The 16,782-nt window shown below is 71.0% G+C and carries 15 protein-coding genes; 5 read left to right on the top strand and 10 right to left on the bottom strand.

The genetic code is table 11. The annotated features are described in order from the left end of the window. Positions 1–32: 32 nt before the first annotated feature. Positions 33–1,496, top strand: coding sequence for a glycoside hydrolase family 43 protein (locus AC4D2C_RS02275; RefSeq protein WP_490912078.1), 1,464 nt, complete (start codon positions 33–35; stop codon positions 1,494–1,496). Between the two features lie 166 nt (positions 1,497–1,662). Here AC4D2C_RS02275 and AC4D2C_RS02280 read toward each other — a convergent pair whose 3' ends face one another. From AC4D2C_RS02280 to AC4D2C_RS02300, 5 genes are all read right to left on the bottom strand, one after another. Continuing rightward, positions 1,663–2,496 (bottom strand): glycerophosphodiester phosphodiesterase family protein, encoded by an 834-nt coding sequence (locus tag AC4D2C_RS02280; protein ID WP_490912080.1) that lies wholly within the window; start codon positions 2,494–2,496, stop codon positions 1,663–1,665. Then, positions 2,474–3,283 carry an HAD family hydrolase gene (locus AC4D2C_RS02285; protein ID WP_490912082.1) on the bottom strand — a complete coding sequence of 270 codons (810 nt, stop codon included), beginning with the start codon at positions 3,281–3,283 and terminating at the stop codon, positions 2,474–2,476. Before AC4D2C_RS02285 ends, AC4D2C_RS02280 begins: the two co-directional genes overlap by 23 nt. Before the next feature lie 46 nt (positions 3,284–3,329). Continuing rightward, a complete protein-coding gene (locus tag AC4D2C_RS02290) occupies positions 3,330–3,857 on the bottom strand; it encodes a YbhB/YbcL family Raf kinase inhibitor-like protein (RefSeq protein ID WP_490912084.1) in 528 nt (175 codons plus the stop codon). Between the two features lie 35 nt (positions 3,858–3,892). Next, on the bottom strand, positions 3,893–4,816 hold the full coding sequence (locus AC4D2C_RS02295) for a carbohydrate kinase family protein (protein ID WP_490912086.1): 924 nt from the start codon (positions 4,814–4,816) through the stop codon (positions 3,893–3,895). A gap of 130 nt (positions 4,817–4,946) precedes the next feature. Beyond that, entirely contained in the window at positions 4,947–5,429 is a 483-nt protein-coding gene (locus AC4D2C_RS02300) for a PGPGW domain-containing protein (RefSeq protein WP_490912088.1), read from the bottom strand. Between the two features lie 154 nt (positions 5,430–5,583). On the opposite strand from AC4D2C_RS02300, the gene AC4D2C_RS02305 reads away from it, so the two are divergent. The 3 genes from AC4D2C_RS02305 to AC4D2C_RS02315 are packed head-to-tail and all read left to right on the top strand — an operon-like array spanning position 5,584 to position 7,988. Further along, the gene (locus AC4D2C_RS02305; RefSeq protein WP_490912090.1) at positions 5,584–6,564 is read left to right on the top strand and encodes a ring-cleaving dioxygenase; all 981 of its coding nucleotides are present in this window, start codon (positions 5,584–5,586) and stop codon (positions 6,562–6,564) included. Position 6,565: 1 nt separating this feature from the next. Beyond that, a complete protein-coding gene (locus tag AC4D2C_RS02310; protein WP_490904982.1) occupies positions 6,566–7,207 on the top strand; it encodes an alpha/beta hydrolase in 642 nt (213 codons plus the stop codon). Next, a complete protein-coding gene (locus tag AC4D2C_RS02315) occupies positions 7,200–7,988 on the top strand; it encodes an isocitrate lyase/PEP mutase family protein (RefSeq protein WP_490912091.1) in 789 nt (262 codons plus the stop codon). The genes AC4D2C_RS02310 and AC4D2C_RS02315 overlap by 8 nt, the downstream gene beginning before the upstream one ends. Positions 7,989–8,018: 30 nt before the next feature. On the opposite strand, the gene AC4D2C_RS02320 is transcribed toward AC4D2C_RS02315, so the two are convergent. Further along, positions 8,019–8,849 carry an alpha/beta hydrolase gene (locus AC4D2C_RS02320; protein WP_490913016.1) on the bottom strand — a complete coding sequence of 277 codons (831 nt, stop codon included), beginning with the start codon at positions 8,847–8,849 and terminating at the stop codon, positions 8,019–8,021. A 149-nt stretch (positions 8,850–8,998) separates the two neighbouring features. Between AC4D2C_RS02320 and AC4D2C_RS02325 the strand changes: the two genes are divergently transcribed. After that, entirely contained in the window at positions 8,999–10,108 is a 1,110-nt protein-coding gene (locus AC4D2C_RS02325; protein WP_490904984.1) for a GTP pyrophosphokinase, read from the top strand. Between the two features lie 27 nt (positions 10,109–10,135). Here the strand turns inward: AC4D2C_RS02325 and AC4D2C_RS02330 are convergent, their stop codons facing one another. The 4 genes from AC4D2C_RS02330 to AC4D2C_RS02345 form a co-directional block, all read right to left on the bottom strand. After that, on the bottom strand, positions 10,136–11,632 hold the full coding sequence (locus AC4D2C_RS02330) for a carboxyl transferase domain-containing protein (protein WP_490904985.1): 1,497 nt from the start codon (positions 11,630–11,632) through the stop codon (positions 10,136–10,138). Then, positions 11,629–12,846 (bottom strand): CaiB/BaiF CoA transferase family protein, encoded by a 1,218-nt coding sequence (locus AC4D2C_RS02335; RefSeq protein ID WP_490912093.1) that lies wholly within the window; start codon positions 12,844–12,846, stop codon positions 11,629–11,631. Before AC4D2C_RS02335 ends, AC4D2C_RS02330 begins: the two co-directional genes overlap by 4 nt. Before the next feature lie 50 nt (positions 12,847–12,896). After that, positions 12,897–14,261, bottom strand: coding sequence for an SLC13 family permease (locus AC4D2C_RS02340; protein ID WP_490912095.1), 1,365 nt, complete (start codon positions 14,259–14,261; stop codon positions 12,897–12,899). 110 nt (positions 14,262–14,371) lie between these two features. Further along, positions 14,372–16,756, bottom strand: coding sequence for a phosphoketolase family protein (locus AC4D2C_RS02345; protein ID WP_490912097.1), 2,385 nt, complete (start codon positions 16,754–16,756; stop codon positions 14,372–14,374). Positions 16,757–16,782: the final 26 nt, after the last annotated feature.

Genomic DNA, 16,782 nt, shown 5'->3' on the forward strand with positions numbered 1-16,782 from the left:
CTGCTTTCTCCCCATCGAAAGGACACGTGATAATGACGTCACGTCACAAGATTTGGTCTCGCTCCGCAAGTGTCATCGCCGTCCTGGCCCTCGCCTTCACGGGCGCGGCGGTGCCCGCCTCGGCGGGCCCGAAGGCTACGGGTGAACCGGCCACCCTCACCCAGCAGTCGGCCGCACGCAGCCTCGACGACCTCGTCGGCGGCAAGTCCGTGGTCGGCGAGACCAGCCCCATCCACGACCCCGCCCTGATCATCGACGACGACGGCACCTGGTACGTCTACTCCACCGGTCTCCTGGCGCGCGAGAACGGCGGCACCATCCAGGCCTGGTCCTCGAAGGACGAGGGAACCACCTGGGAATACCGCGGCACGGTGTGGGACCGCATCCCCGCCTGGATCGACGAGCGCTATGCCGGCGGTGTCCTCCCGGAGAACCTGTGGGCTCCGGAGATCTACGAGAACGACGGCACCTACTACCTCTACTACTCGGCGTCCCAGTTCGGCGGGAACAACTCGCTCACGGCCCTGGCGACGAACACCACCCTCGATCCCGATGACCCCGACTACGAGTGGGTGGACCAGGGGCTCGTCGTCGATTCCCCCGTCACGGGCCTCGACCCGAAGAATCCCGGCAAGACCTTCAACGCCATCGACGCCGGCATCGTCGAGGACGCGGACGGCAAGCCCTACATGTCGATCGGTTCCTTCTGGTACGGGATCTTCCTGGTGCCGCTCGAGTGGCCGAGCGGCAAGCCGGTGGAGAACTGGCAGTCGCAGACCGTCAACCTCGCTGACCGCTTCATCCCGGGCAACCCCATCGAGGCGCCGTACATCATGCAGCGCGACGGCTACTACTACCTGTTCACGTCCTTCGACTTCTGCTGCCGCGGCGCGGACTCCACGTACAAGATCGCCGTGGCCCGCTCGGAATCCATCACGGGCCCGTATCTCGACAAGCAGGGCCGCGACATGGTGGGCGGCGGAGGAACCATCCTCATGGAATCGCACGGGGCCATGAACGGCCTCGGCGGACAGTCCGTGTTCGGCGACTACCTCGCGTTCCACTACTACGACCGGAACAACGCCGCAGCCCCGTACATCCCGACCCTCGGCCTGCAGAAGATGGGCTGGGAGGACGGCTGGCCGACGGTCGACCAGTCGGTCGACCTGCCCGTCCTCGTGTCCGCCCCCGCGGCGGCGACGGTCCGTGCGGGACACAAGGCACACTTCACGGCGAGCGCCACCGGCACTCCTGAGCCGGTAGCGGTGTGGGAGAGCTCGGACGACGACGGCGCCACCTGGCAGACCGCGGACGTCACGCAGCGTGCGGAGCGGAACGACGACGGGACGTACACGTCGACGGCCGAGGTCAAGAAGGCCCAGGCCCCGCAGGACGGGCGGCTGTTCCGGGCGACCTTCTCCAATCCCCACGGCACTGTGACCACGGACCCCGTGGAGCTGACCGTGAGTCCGAAACCCGGCAAGGGCCGCCCATAGACCCTGCGGCGTCCATGCACCAGGGCGCCGCAGTCATCAGGCTCGATGGGTCAGCGGTGGGCGCGATACCCCGATGATGCATCGATACAGGAAACCCGGTTGCGGGAGTGGCCGCAACCGGGTTTCCGCATGTCGGAAGCCCCCTGCTGGTCCGACCCGTCCGCTCCTAACGGTCGCGGGGACCGCCCTGCCCCCAGGCGGAGCGGTCGCACATGCAGGCGGCGAGCACATCGGCGGCATCGGAGACGAGACCGTCGACGCCGAGGTCGAGCAGCCGGTCCATGTCGTCGCGCGCGTTGACGGTCCAGACGTGCACCTGGAGGCCGGCCGCATGGCAGGCAGCAACGAACCGTCGCGTCACCACGCGCACGCCGCGGTACGTCTCGGGGACCTGAAGGGCCTGGACGCGGGCCATCCGGCCGATCGGTCCCGCCAGCCCGAGCGGCGCGGCCACCTTCAGGAGGGCGTTCACCGCCATGCCCGCGGACGACGCCGTCGGCGCGTCCAGGAGGCGCAGCACCCTCCGGCGACGCCTGTCCGAGAAGGACGCCACGAGCACGCGGTCGTGCACGCCGAGCCGGTTGACGAGCTCCGCGAAGGGCCGCACGCAGTCCTCGCTCTTGATGTCGATGTTCAGGCGGAGCTCCGGCCAGCGCAGCAGGACGTCCTCGAGCGCAGGGATGCCACCGGCCCCGCCGACCGGCAGGGCCGCGAGATCCTCGGCGGCCCTTGCCGCGACCGGGCCGCGGGCCGATGTGACGCGGTCGAGGGTCTCGTCGTGGAACACCATCACCACGCCGTCACTGGACGCGCGGACGTCGATCTCGAGGTAGCGGAAGCCGAGCCCTACGGCGCGGGCGAAGGCGTCCATGGTGTTCTCACCGCCGTCCGGGGCGAACCCGCGGTGCGCGAACGCGAGGGGAACTGCGCCGTCGTGCGGCGCGGAGCGGTCGACCAGGTAGTGGTAGCGGCCCGGGTCAGGCCGTGCGGAGCGCCGCAAGCCGTTCCTCCAGCACCTGCGCCACGCCGTCCTCCTCGAACGGCGGTGCCGTGAGGTTCGCGGCGGCGAGCGCGTCCGGGTGGCCCGAGGCCATGGCGTACCCCTGGCCCGCCCAGTCGAGCATCTGCACGTCGTTGGGCATGTCCCCGAAGGCGACGACGTCCGCGGCGTCGATCCCGCGTTCCGCCGCGTACCGGGCGAGGGTGACGGACTTGTTGATGTCGGGGACGGCCATCTCGAGCAGCGCGATGCTGGGCGCGGAGTGCGTCGTCGAGACGAGGTGGGCCACGGCGGGCCGGACGGCGGCGAGGAACTCGTCGGGCGAGACGGCCCTCTCCCGGGCCAGGAACTTCACGACGTGCTCGCCCGGCAGGGACTCCTCGAAGGGCTGCGCCGAGATCCCGCCGAGGAGCTCCGAGGTGGCCGCCTCTGCGAATCCGGATTCGATCTTGAACCCGGTGACCGTCTCGGCGGCGAACGTCGCCGCGGGGAAGAGCTTGCGGATGATGTCCCGGGCCGCGTAGACGGCCTCCGGGTCCAGCAGCCGGGCATCGAGGACGCGCTCGGCCTCGAGATCGTAGGTCAGGGCTCCGTTGGAGCAGATGACCGTCCCGGTGTGGCCGAGCTGGTCCCGCAGGGGCTGCAGCCAGCGCGGGGGGCGGCCCGTGACGAACACGACGTCGACCCCCGCCTCCGCACACGCGCGGAACGCACGCACGGTGCGCTCGCTCATCCTGCCGTCGTGGCCCACGACGGTCCCATCCATGTCGCTCGCCACGAGGCGCATAGCTGACTCCTTCGGGTTCCGGACTACCACCCTACCGGCGTCCGGCCTACTGCTCGAAGGTGCCGATCAGCCGGGCCCGGCCGATCGTGCTCGAGAAGAGGGTGAAGCCGAGGTAGGCAGGTGAGGCCTCGGGCGAGATGTCCACGGAATCGACGTCCAGGGCATGCACCACCACGTGGTAGTGGTGGGGGCCGTGGCCCACCGGCGGTGCGGCACCCACGAAGCCCGCGAAACCGCCGTCGTTGCGCAGCTGCACGGCGCCCTCGGGCAGCAATCCGGAACCGTCGGTCCCCGCACCCGCGGGCAGGGACGTGGTGGTCACGGGAAGATTGGCGACGGACCAGTGCCAGAAGCCGCTCGCAGTGGGGGCGTCCGGATCGTAGACGGTCACGGCGAAGCTCTTGGTGCCGTCGGGGAAGCCGCTCCAGCTGAGCTGTGGCGACTCGTCCCTGCCGCCCGCACCCATCACGCCGGATACCTGCGCGGGGTCGAGGGGCTGGTTGTGCGTGACGGTCTCGCTGGTCAGCGTGAACGCGGGTACCTGCGGGAGGTCGGCGTAGGGGTCGCGGGTCATGGGTGTGCTCCTCGGGTCGTCGTGGTACGCGGCGGTCAGGCCGGGGGTGCCATCTCGTCCCGTGACGGCGGGTTGGCACCCGCGCGGGAGACGGTGACGGCCGCAGCCCGGGCCGCGTACTGCAGCATGGCGGTCAGCTGTCCGAGGGTGATTCGGCGCAGCTCCTCCCGCCGATGGGCGCCGTCGAGCTCGAGGTCCACGAGGGCTCCCACCAGGGCGGCCATGAAGGAGTCCCCGGCACCCACGGTGTCCACCACGCTGGTGACGGGGGCGGGGACGGCGGCCTCGCCGGCCCGGCTCACGCCCCAGGGTCCGGCGGAGCCGCGGGTCACCACGACGACGGCGGCGCCGGCGGCCAGCCAGGCGCGGGCGGAGTCCTCGGGGCTGCGATCGGGGTAGAGCCACTCGAGGTCCTCGTCGGAGGCCTTGACGACGTCGGCCAGGGCGACGAACCTCTCGGCCTGGGCCCGGGCGAACGCGACATCGCGGATGATGGTGGGCCGGCAGTTGGGGTCGTACGTGACGGTGACGAGGGGGTGGGCCGCCGTCACGAGGGCCAGGACGTCCTCGGCCCCGGGGGTGAGCATCGTGGCGATCGACCCGGTGTGCAGGAGGGTGGTGCCGTCGAGGAGCCTGTCCTTCTGCGCCGCGAGTCCCGGCAGGTCCCACACGAGCCGGAAAGCGTAGGACGCCCCTCCCGCCGGGTCCAGGCGCGCGGTGGCCACGCTCGTGGGCGAGGCGTCCGGCTCCACGGGGAAGGGGACCGAGTTGTCGCGGAGGTGCTTCTCGATCATCCGCCCGTACTCGTCGTCCCCGTAACGGCCCACGAACTGGGCGGGATGCCCGAGGCGCGCGAGCCCCACCGCCACGTTCATCGGGCTGCCGCCCACATGAGCGCGCATGGGAGCGGTGTCGCTGACGACTTCGTCGATGAGGGTTTCCCCGATCACGGTGAGCACTTCCTCAACGTACCAGCCGCCGCACCCCCGTCATCAGGGCAGTTCCGCCTCGACCCCGCCCCGCGGACGCCGCGGGTCGGGGGGAGGACCCGGCGCTCCGCGGCCACCGACCCCGGTCGGCGGAGCGGGCCTACTCCGTCTCCGCGCGCAATCCGTGCGGGCGCGCGGGGATCGGACGGCCGCGGAACCGGCGCACGCTGTACACGATCAGCACGAGGGCGATGATCGAGGAGGCGATGAGGCTGATGCCGGTACCCGCCCCCCCGAACAGCCACCACCGGTCCGCGAGGAACCACCAGGCCGGCACGCCGGGCTGCACGATCCAGACCACACCGAGGCTCATGATCACGAGCGCGCTGGCGCAGCTCACGGCGATCCGGGGGATGGTCTTCACCCCGAGCGCGGCTGCGTGGTAGGCGTTCTGCTTCAGGGGCGTCAGGTAGCGGCGGGCCCAGTGGTACTGCTGCGACAGGACCGCGAGGCCGGCGGCGAGCATCAGGAGCCCCGGGCCGGGCAGCACCAGGGCCGCGACACCGAGTACCACGAGGGTCCAGCCGACCACCTCGATGCCGGTGCGGCGGACCCACCCGGAGACCCGCTCTCTCGCTGCCATGCGAACAGGATGACACAGGAAGCTGACGGCCCACGACGGTCAGCAGGCTGCCGATCGGCACTCGGAGCTCCGGGTCGGGGAACAAAACCCATAATTCATGCGTTTGCATGGACATGCCGGCGCCCGCCCGGTCGGCCCCATCAAGGAGGACAGCGTGACTGTACAAACCGAAGGTCTCCACCACGTCACCGCGATCGCCGGTGACCCCCAGAAGAACATCGACTTCTACATCAAGGGACTGGGCCTGCGGCTCGTCAAGAAGACCGTGAACTTCGACGACCCCGGCACCTACCACCTGTACTACGGCGACGAATCCGGCCGCCCCGGCTCGCTCCTGACCTTCTTCCCCTGGCGGGGCATCCGCAGCGGGCGCATCGGCAGCGGACAGTCGACCACCACGGCCTTCTCCGTACCACAGGGCACCCTCGGCTGGTGGCAGGAGCACTTCAAGGCCCTCGGCGTCGAGTCCACCATCGCCCGCGCGTCGTCCGAGGAGGAGCGCCTCTCGCTCCGCGACCCCGACGGCCTGCAGATCGACCTCGTGGCCTCCTCCTTCTCCGACCCGCGCAACCCCTGGGACTCCGCCTCCGTGCCCGCCGAGTACGCGGTGCGCGGCCAGCACTCCTCCGTCCTGACCGTCCAGGACCCCACCGCCACCCTCGAGACGTTCACCCGCGACCTCGGCATGACCGTCCTCGCCGAGAAGGACGGCCGCTACCGCCTCAGCACGCACGCCGGCGAGCCCGGCACGGTCGTCGACGTCGTCACGGACCCGCGCGGCGAGCGCGGCCTCGTGGCCGGCGGCACGGTGCACCACATCGCGTTCCGCGTCCCCGACCAGCAGACGCAGGAACTCTGGCGCCAGGAGCTCGCCGAGCGCGGCTACGGGGTGACGGCGATCCTCGACCGGCAGTACTTCACCTCGATCTACTTCCGCGAGCCGGGAGGCACGCTCCTCGAGATCGCCACCGACACCCCGGGGTTCGATATCGACGAGCCCCTGCTGGAGCTCGGCCGCTCCCTGAAACTGCCGCCGTGGCTCGAACCCAACCGCGAGGCCATCGCGCACTCGGTCGCGAAGATCGACCTGCCGGCCGAGAACAACCCCGCCGTCCAGGCCTTCTTCAGGAGCTGACATGAGCACACCCTCCGACTGGCCGCACCTGTTCGCGGCAGGAGCAGCAGGCACGCCTGTGCTGCTGCTCCTGCACGGCACGGGCGGCACCGAGCACGACCTCCTGCCGCTCGTCGAGCGCCTCGCCCCCGGCGCGGGCTACCTCGCCCCGCGAGGACCCGTGCAGGAACACGGGCTGAACCGCTGGTTCCGCCGCTTCGGCGAAGGCGTGTTCGACGTCGACGACGTGGTGCGCCGCGCGGGTGGACTCGCGGCGTTCATCGGCTGGGCGCGGGACCACTACGGGATCGCCGACCGTCCGCTCGTCGCCGTAGGCTTCTCCAACGGGGCGAACATCGCGCTCGCCACGGCACTGCTCCACCCTGACGCCGTCCGGAGCGCCGTCGCGTTCTCGGGCATGTTCCCGCTGGAGGGGCGTACCATCGACGCGGACCTGTCCGGCTCGTCGATCGCCCTGTTCAACGGGGAGTCCGACGCCATGGCCCCGATCGACAGCGTGATCCGTGTCGGTTCGATCCTCGAGAGCCGCGGCGCCGAAGTAGACCGGAACGTCCGCGAGGGCGGTCACGGGATCCATCCCACCGAGGTGGACGGCGCAGCCGCCTGGATCGCCTCGCATACCCGGAAGGTACTCAATGACTGAAGCACGCACCGATCTCGCAGCGAAGGCCACCACTCTCGCCCAGCTGCACTCAGCCCCGGAGATCCTCCAGGTCGTCAACGTCTGGGACGTCATCAGCGCGAAGACGATCGCCGGCATCCCGGGCACGAAGGCACTGGCCACGGCGAGCCACTCCATCGCCGCGTCGCTCGGCTACGCGGACGGCGAGAACATCCCGCTCGAGGAGATGATCACCGCCGTCGGGCGGATCGCCGCAGCGACGGACCTGCCCGTCTCCGCCGACCTCGAAGCCGGCTACGGTGACCCCGAGGACACGGTCCGCCGTGCGATCGGCGTCGGGATCGTCGGCGCGAACATCGAGGACCAGATGCGGCCGCTGGCCGACGCCATCACGCAGATGGAGGCGGTCCTGAAGGCCGGGACGTCGGAGGGTGTCGACTTCGTGCTGAATGCGCGGACGGATGCCTTCGTGAAGGCGGGAGGGCGCGATCCGGCGGACGTCCTGGCCGACGCCGTGGAGCGCGGCAAGGCGTACCTGGACCTCGGCGCCACGAACGTCTTCGTCCCCGGCCTGCTCGACGAGCACACCGTGACCGCCCTCGTGGAGGCCTTCGGCCCGCAGCGCCTGAGCGTCATCAACGTTCCGGGCAGCCTCGCGCCGTCGCGCCTGCAGGAGCTCGGTGTGGCCCGCATTTCGTACGGGCCGTGGACGCAGCGCGTCGCGCTCACCGCCCTGGCGAACTCCGCACGGGAACTGCTCGCCGACGGCGCCCTGCCCGAGGGCACGCTCCCGCTCAACTGAGCGCGCTTCGACGGACGCAGCGGACCCCGGTCAGCCCTCGGGCGGGCCGGGGTCCGCTGCGTCCGCGGCGGCGTCCAGCAGGCCCACGATCCGCTCCCAGGCCTCGGTTCCCGGGGTGATGACGGCGAAGTGGTCACCCGGGACCAGGACCAGTTCGGCTGCCGCGCCCGCCGCGGTCGCCGCCGCGACGTAGTTCTCGGCCTGGCTGAGCGGCACCGTGGTGTCCTCCGTGCCGTGGACCGCGTGGACGGGGACGTCGAGGGGGATCGCCGTCATCGGGTCCGCCAGCCGGTACCGCTCCGCGTCCCCTGGGGCTCCCAGCAGGTTCTCCACGGCGCCGTCGCTCAGTCCGAGCTCCCGCGCCTCGCCGAGGTCCAGCACCCCTGCCTGACTGATGACGGCGGTCAGCGGCACGGCGGGGATCCCGGCGCCGGGCGCTCCGGAGGGCAGACGGGCCCTGCCCGCGGCCCAGACCGCGAGGTGCCCGCCCGCCGAGTGGCCGAGCGCTGTCGTCGACCCGAGGTCCAGGCCGTGCTCCGCCGCGGCCCTCCCGAGCGCGTCGATGCCGGCGGCGACGTCGTCGAACGTGGCGGGCCAGCCGCCTCCGTTGCCCGCGCGCCGGTACTCGAGGTTCCAGCAGGCGTATCCGCGGCCCGCGAGGTCCCGGGCGAGCGGCTCCCCCAGCTCCGCGCCGTAGGTGGAGCGCCAGTACCCGCCGTGGATGATGACGACGCCGCCGCGGACCCTGCGATCGGGTGCGGGCAGGTAGAGGTCGGCGAACTGGCTGGGGTCGCCGCCGTAGCCGTACCGCTGGGGAGTCGTACCGCTGGCGGACCCGCTCCCGGACCCCGTGCCCCTGATGCCGCAGGCGGTCAGCACAGCGGCCCCGGCGGCGGCGAGAAGGGCGAGGAGGGAGTGTCGGCCCACGGGCCTCACCGGATTCACAGCTGAAGCGTAACCGTCGCCCGCGTTGGCTACGATGAAGTCTCTCCTTAGGAAAGGCACGGTGCATGGGCACTTGGGACGATCTCGACGAACGGCTGAGGCCGGCCGTCGAGGCGCATACGCGTGAGTACGAGCGCGTCCGGCCGGCCCTCGACCGCGTCACCTCGGCCATGCGGGACAGCATCGAGCGCATCTTCGACGGCACGGACCTCAAGCCGCTGTTCGTCACGGCCCGCACCAAGACCGTGGAGTCCTTCCGCGACAAGGCGTCCCGCACCCTGCCGTCCCCCGAGGCCGGAGCGACCCCGATCCTGGTGTTCCCGGATCCCCTGCGCAACCTCACCGACCTGGTGGGCGTTCGGATCATCACCACGCTCCCGCACGAGGTGGACCTCGCGGCGAACCTGCTCAAGCGGCAGCGCCACGAGTTCGACTGCCGCGGCGACCGGGAGAAGGACATCGGGTCCATCGAGTCCGGCACCTACGGCTACTCGAGCCGCCACCTCATCATGCGCACCATCCACAACGACGTGGTCCGCGCGTTCCAGCAGACCGTGGACCCCGAGACGAAGGCCGCCGGCAGTTACCTGTTCGAGGTGCAGGTGCGGACCGTGCTCGCGCACGCCTGGTCGGAGATCGAGCACGACATCCGCTTCAAGGCTTCCAACCCGAAGGCCTGGAGCCCCTACTTCGACCGGCAGTTCACCGGGACGGCTGCCATGCTCGAGACCGTCGAGTCGGCTTTCGCGGAACTCCACGAGCGGTACGAGACGGTCACGGGGTTCTGGGACGAGGACGGCGAGGGCAGTGCGCCCCTGACGCCGAACCGCATCCGGGACATCTGGCAGACCCTCCTGCCGCACGTGGACCGGAAGACGGACGACAACTGGGGCTGGGCGGCGGAACTGCTCGCCGCGCACGACCTCAGGACCACGCTGGAACTGGTGTCCCTGCTGCAGGCGGACACCATCACCACGGTGCGCAAGGCCCTCGACCACCGGTACTCGCCCGGCCCCGACCGGCTCCTCGACGACATGCTGCTCTGGCACTACGGCGAGCGGCACATCGACCTGACAGCCGAGCCGGCCGACGCGGAGAACACACCCCGCCGGGACAGCCTGCAGCGCCGGCACCGGCAGATGGAGCTGTACCGGGCGCAGCACCCGGCCCGCTGACGGGTCCGACCGACCGGCGCCGGGGCGTCAGCCCGCTCCGGCCCGGTACTTCCCCGCGCGCCGCTCGAGGCGGTCGGCGGCCGGCAGGGTCCTGACCCGCGCCAGCTCGTACTCGATCGCCGTCGCCATCCGCTCGCAGAACGCCCGGCCCTCCTCGGCGGCATCGGGACGCTCGTCCACCACGTGATCGACGACGCCGCGCGCCATGAGCGCCGCGACCTTCACGCCCTGCGCCTCCGCCATCTCCGGCGCCCGGTCCACGGTGCGGTGCACGATCGCGCTCGCACCCTCGGGCGGCAGGGGCGAGAGCCAGGCGTGCTCGGCGGCGATGGTGCTGTCCGCCGGCAGCAGCGCGAGCGCCCCTCCGCCGGCGCCCTGCCCGAGCAGCACGGACACCGACGGCGAGGCCAGACCGATGAGATCGTGCAGGGACCGGGCGATCTCCCCGGCGAGCCCGCCCTCCTCCGCCGCTTTCGAGAGGTCCGCGCCGGCGGTGTCGATGACGGTCAGCAGCGGCAGTCCGAGCTCTTCGGCGAGCTTCATCCCGCGGCGCGCCTCGCGCAGCGACGCCGGACCCATCCCGGGATCGCCGGGCTTCCGCGGCCGCTGGTGCCCGAGGACGATACAGGGCCGGCTCCCGAAGCGGGCGAGCGCGAGCAGCAGTCCGGGGTCCTTCTCCCCCTGGCCCGTGCCGTTGAGCGGCAGGACGTCCCGGGCACCGTAGGCGAGGAGGCGGCGGAGGTCCGGGCGGCGGCGGTTGCGCGAGATCAGGATGGAGGTCCAGGCGTCCGCGGTGCCGGGCTGCACGGACGACGTCGAGGGTTCCGCGGGGAGCTCCGGCGGGTCGGCGAGCAGGACGGCGAGCGCGGTGTCCACGATCCCGGCCAGTTGCCCGGGCGGCACGACGGCGTCGATGAGGCCCTGGTCGAAGAGGTTCTCCGCGGTCTGCACGCCCGTCGGGAAGGGCTCCCCGTAGAGCGCCTCGTACACGCGCGGACCGAGGAAGCCGAGGAGCGCGCCCGGCTCGGCGACCGTGACGTGGCCGAGCGACCCCCAGGACGCCATGACGCCGCCCGTCGTCGGATGCCGGAGGTACACGAGGTACGGGAGCCCGGCCTGCCGGTGCGCGCGGACCGCCCCGGTGATCTCCACCATCGACAGGAACGCGGGTGTCCCCTCCTGCATGCGTGTGCCGCCCGACGCCGGGCCCGCGAGCAGCGGCAGCCGCTCAGCGGTCGCGCGGCGGACGGCCGTCGTGATGCGGTGCGCGGCGGCGGCACCGATCGAGCCCGCCAGGAAGGTGAACTCCGAGACGATGACGGCCACCCGACGGCCGTGGATGAGGCCTTCCCCGGTCAATACCGACTCGTCCTCGCCGCTCTTCTCCCGGGCCCGTCGCAGCTCCTCCTCGTAGGCGGCGCCCGCGGAGGTCGGGGCGGGGCCGTCCCACGAGGTGAAGGACCCGGCGTCGAGCACGGCGCCGATGAGCTCGCGCGCGGTGAGGTGCCGTGCGGGGGTACTCACGCCCTGGGTCCGCCGGAGGTGGAGGCGAGCCAGGCGCGGATGGCGTCGCCGTCGCCGTCGAGCAGGGGCGGCGCGGTGTGACCGGCCGGAGTAGTCTCGGCGGCGCCGTCGAAGAAGCGCAGCGGCGGCCCGGGCAGGGCGATGTCACCGAGGACCGGGTGCTGCACGGTGAGGAGGAGACCCTGCGAGTGCACCTGGTCCCAGGCGTAGACCTCGTCGAGGGTCCGTACCTTGCCCGCGGGGATGCCTGCCTCGTTGAGCTTCGCGAGCAGCGGCCCCGCCTCGTAGGCCGAGAACGCGTCCTCGACGACGCCGATCAGCTGGTCCCGGTTCCGCACGCGGTCGGCGTTGGAGGCGAACTCGGGGCGGGCCCCGATGCCGAACGTGCTGGAGAACGTGGCCCACAGCCTCTCGCTGCCCACGCTGATCTGCACCTTGCCGCCGCGGCAGTTGAAGAGCCCGTAGGGTGCGATCGACGGGTGGTGGTTGCCCTGTGCGCGCGGCACCTCGCCCGCGACGGTGGTGCGCGTGCCCTGGAACGCGTGGACGCCGATGATCGCGGCGAGCAGGGAGGTGCGGACCACCTGTCCCCTGCCGGTGCGTTCCCGCTCCAGCAGTGCGGCGACGGCCCCGTACGCCCCGTACATGCCGGACAGCAGGTCGGCGATGGGCACGCCTACGCGCTGGGGGTTGTCCGGGTCCGGCCCTGTGACGGACATCAGCCCGGCCTCGCCCTGCACGATCTGGTCGTACCCGCTGCGCGTCGCCTCGGGGCCGTCGTGGCCGAACCCGGTGATGGAGAGGATGACGAGGCCCGGGTTCAGCTCGAGCATGGCATCGGTGGAGAAGCCGAGGCGGTCGAGGACGCCGGGCCGGAAGTTCTCGACGACCACGTCCGCACGGCGCAGCAGTTCCGTGAGGACGCTCCGGCCGTCGTCGCTCTTGAGGTCGAGGGCGATGGACTCCTTGTTCCTGTTGCATGACAGGAAGTAGGTGGCCTGGCGGTCGTCCTCGGGACCGACGAACGGCGGGCCCCACCCGCGCGTGTCGTCGCCGGTGCCCGGCGTCTCGACCTTGATCACCCGCGCGCCCAGGTCCCCGAGCATCATGCCGGCGTGCGGCCCGGCGAGAGCCCGGCTGAGGTCGACGACGAGGCGCCCGGCCAGGGGACCCCCGCGATCGGTCGTGCCGGCAGCGGTCGGTTCGGCGCTCATGCTTCCTCCGGTGGGGTGCTGTGGGGTGCTGGTGGGGTCGATGGGTCGGCTCAGAGCCAGCCGGGTACCACGAGGACGAGCCAGGCGATGAGTGGTCCGGCCACGACGACGATGGCCCCGTAGCCGAGAATCTGCCGGTAGAAGCGGTCCTTGTCCGTGCCTTCGGGTGCGTTCGCCAGGACGAGCGCACCGTTGGTGGAGAACGGCGATACGTCCACGATCGTCGAGGACACAGCGAGGGCGCAGACGACGCCGACGGCGCTCACGGCGCCCGTCTCGAGGAACGGGATGGCCAGCGGGATCAGGGCGGCGAGGATGGCGGTGGAGGAGGCGAAGGCGGAGACCACGGCGCCGATGTAGCAGATGAGCAGGGCTGCGAGCAGGGGCATGCCGAGGCCGGCGACGCCGTCGGACACGTACTCGATGGTTCCCGCGGCCTGCAGTACCCCGACGAAGGTGAGCATGCCGCAGATGAGCAGCACGGTGGACCAGGCGATCTTGTTGACCGCACCGCTCTGGGCCTTCGGGGAGATGAGCGCGAGGATCACGGCGACCGTGATGGCCACGAAGCCGACGTCGACCTTGAGACCGAGGGCGATCACGGCGAGGGCGATCAGGCCGAGGATCGTGGCGGGCTGCGAGATGCGGTCCTCGCGCGTCCTGGTGGCGACGACGCCGTCGCCCGCGGGGTCGCGGGGTCCGTAGGTGCCGCTGCCCGTTCCCTTGTAGGCGACGTCCGCGCGGCGCATGCCGGGGCTCGCGTGGAGGCGGGCCTCCGCGGCCTCCTCGATGAACTCGCCCATCCGGGAGGACATGAGCTTGCGTCCGCCGAGGACGACGAACAGGACGACGGCGATGAGCAGGTTGAAGATGAAGCTGGTGAGGAAGACGGCCAGCGGGCTCGACTCGAAGCCCGATTCGCCGACGATGTCGTTGACGATCACGCCGTACACGGCGATGGGCGAGAAGCCGCCGGCCTGCGCACCGTGCACGACCATCATGCCCATGAGCAGCGGGGAGATCTTGTGGCGGGCCGCGAAACCGAGCGCCACGGGCGCCATGATCGCCACCGCCGCCGGGCCGAGCGCGCCGACGGCGGTGATGACGGCCGTGATGAGGAACATGACCCATGGGATGAGGGCCACGCGGTTGCGCACGAGTTTCACGGCGCCGTTGACCAGGAGGTCGATCGTGCCGTTGTTCTGCGCGATGGCGAACAGGTAGGTCACCCCCACGAGCGTGAGGAACAGCCCGCCCGGGAACTCGGCGATGATGTCGTCGGTGTCCATCCCGAGGACGACGGCGCCGAGCAGGAAGGCGCCCACGAAGGCGAGGGCGCCCATGTTGATGGGCAGCAGGGTGGCGATCAGGAACATCGCCGCGAGGATGATGATCGAGAGCAGTGGAGCGGACATCGTTATCCTCCAGCGGGCGATGAGCAGGTGATGAGCAGGTGGTGAGCAGGTGGTGGGCTCTGTTGCACGCTACACGACGGCGGCCGGTCCCCCGCCGGGCCGTCGGGGCATTACGTGGCGTCGTCGGGCGAGGACTCGTCGAGGGTCCACCCCGTGATGGATTCGAGGTCCTTCCCGGCGTCGCGCGTGTACTGCCAGGCGCGCTGCCGCTGGTCCTGGAGGTCCTGCCGGAACCGGGCCTGGGTGGCGCCGAGGGCCGGCACGCGGTCGATCACGTCCATCGCCAGCTGGAACCGGTCGATCTGGTTCAGCATCGCCATGTCGAACGGCGTCGTGGTGGTCCCTTCCTCCTTGTACCCGCGCACGTGCAGGTTCGCGTGGTTGGTGCGCCGGTAGGTCAGCCGGTGGATGAGCCACGGATAGCCGTGGAACGCGAAGACCACGGGCTTCGACGTCGTGAACAGCGTGTCGAAGTCCCGCGCCGACAGTCCGTGCGGATGCTCGGAGCTGTCCTGCAGGCGCATGAGGTCGACGACGTTGACCACGCGGATCTTCAGCCCGGGGATGGCTGCCCTCAGCAGTCCCGCGGCGGCCACGGCCTCGAGCGTGGGCACGTCGCCCGCACAGCCCAGGACGACGTCGGGCTCCACTCCGGGCTCCTCGGAGCCGGCGAAGTCGAGGATGCCGATGCCGCGCGTGACGTGCAGGAGCGCCTCCTCGGGGCCGAGCCAGGTCGGGGTGGGCTGCTTGCCCGTGACGATCACGTTGACGGTGTCCCGGGTCGTCATGCAGTGCCGGGTCACCGCGAGCATCGTGTTGGCGTCCGGTGGCAGGTAGACGCGGATGATGTCCGCCTTCTTGTTCATCACGTGGTCGATGAAGCCGGGGTCCTGGTGGGAGAAGCCGTTGTGGTCCTGCTGCCAGACATGGCTGGAGAGCATGTAGTTGAAGGAGGCGATGGGCTGCCGCCACGGCAGGGTGCGGTGCACCTTCAGCCACTTCGCGAACTGGTTGAACATCGAGTCGACGATGTGGACGAACGCCTCGTAGCAGTTGAACACCCCGTGGCGTCCCGTCAGCAGATAGCCCTCGAGCCACCCCTGGCACAGGTGTTCGCTCAGCACCTCCATGACCCGGCCGGACCGCGCGAGGTGCTCGTCGACGTCCTCGATGCGAGGCTGCCAGACCTTGTCCGTCACCTCGTACACGGCCGAGAGGCGGTTCGACGCCGTCTCGTCCGGACCGAACAGGCGGAAGTTGTGCGGATTGCGCTCGATGACGTCGCGGAGGTAGCCGCCCACGGTGATCATCGGGCTCACCTTCTCCGCGCCCGGGCGCGACACCTCCACGGCGTGGTCGGCGTAGGAGGGCAGCACGAGGTCGCGGAGGAGCCGGCCGCCGTTGGCGTAGGGCGTGGCGCTCATCCGCAGGTCGCCGTCCGGGGCGAGCGCGGCGATCTCGGGGCGCAGCTCCCCGGCCTCCGTGAAGAGCGACCCCGGATCGTAGGACCGCATCCAGTCCTCGAGCTGGTGCAGGTGCTCCTCGTTGCTGTGGATCTCCGAGAGCGGCACCTGGTGGGAGCGCCATGTCCCCTCCACCGGATTCCCGTCGACCACTGCCGGGCCGGTCCAGCCCTTCGGCGAGCGCAGCACGATCATCGGCCAGCGGGCGGCGCCCTCATCGGTCCCGGCCGGGGAGGTGCGGGCCGTGTCCTGGATGGCGTGGATGTCGTCGATGCAGGCGTCGAGGACAGCGGCGAAGTCCCGGTGCGCGGCCTCCGTGGCCGACGGGTCGGTCACCGTGACGAAGTGCGGCTCGTACCCGTACCCGTACATCAGCTGTCGGAGCTGGTCCTCGGGCATGCGGGCCAGGACGGTCGGGTTGGCGATCTTGTAGCCGTTGAGGTGCAGGATCGGCAGCACGGCGCCGTCGACCGCCGGGTCCACGAAGCTGTGCGAGTGCCAGCTCGTGGCCAGCGGTCCGGTCTCCGCCTCGCCGTCACCCACCACCGCGACCGCGACGAGACCGGGGTTGTCGAAGACGGCCCCGTAGGCGTGCATCAGCGCGTACCCCAGTTCACCGCCCTCGTGGATGGACCCCGGGGACTCGGGTGCGGCGTGGGACGGGATGCCGCCGGGGTAGCTGAACTGCCGGAACAGGGCGTTGAGTCCCGCGCCGTCCGTGCCGATGCTGCTGTAGACCTCGGAGTAGGTCCCTTCGAGCCAGGCGTTGGCCACCACGGCGGGCCCACCGTGGCCGGGGCCCGCGATGAACAGCATCTCCTGCCGGCGCTCGGCGATCACACGGTTGAGGTGGGTGTAGACGAAGTTGAGCCCGGGCGTGGTGCCCCAGTGACCGAGCAGCCGCGCCTTCACGTCCTCACCGGCGAGCGGGCGCGTCAGCAGCGCGTTGTCCCGCAGGTAGATCTGGCCGACGGAGACGTAGTTGGCTGCCCGCCACCACGCGTCCAACCCCTGGATATCGAGACCGCTCATGTATGCCTCCTAGGTGATACTTCCGG

It is taken from the genome of Arthrobacter sp. TJ-240 (assembly GCF_058269195.1).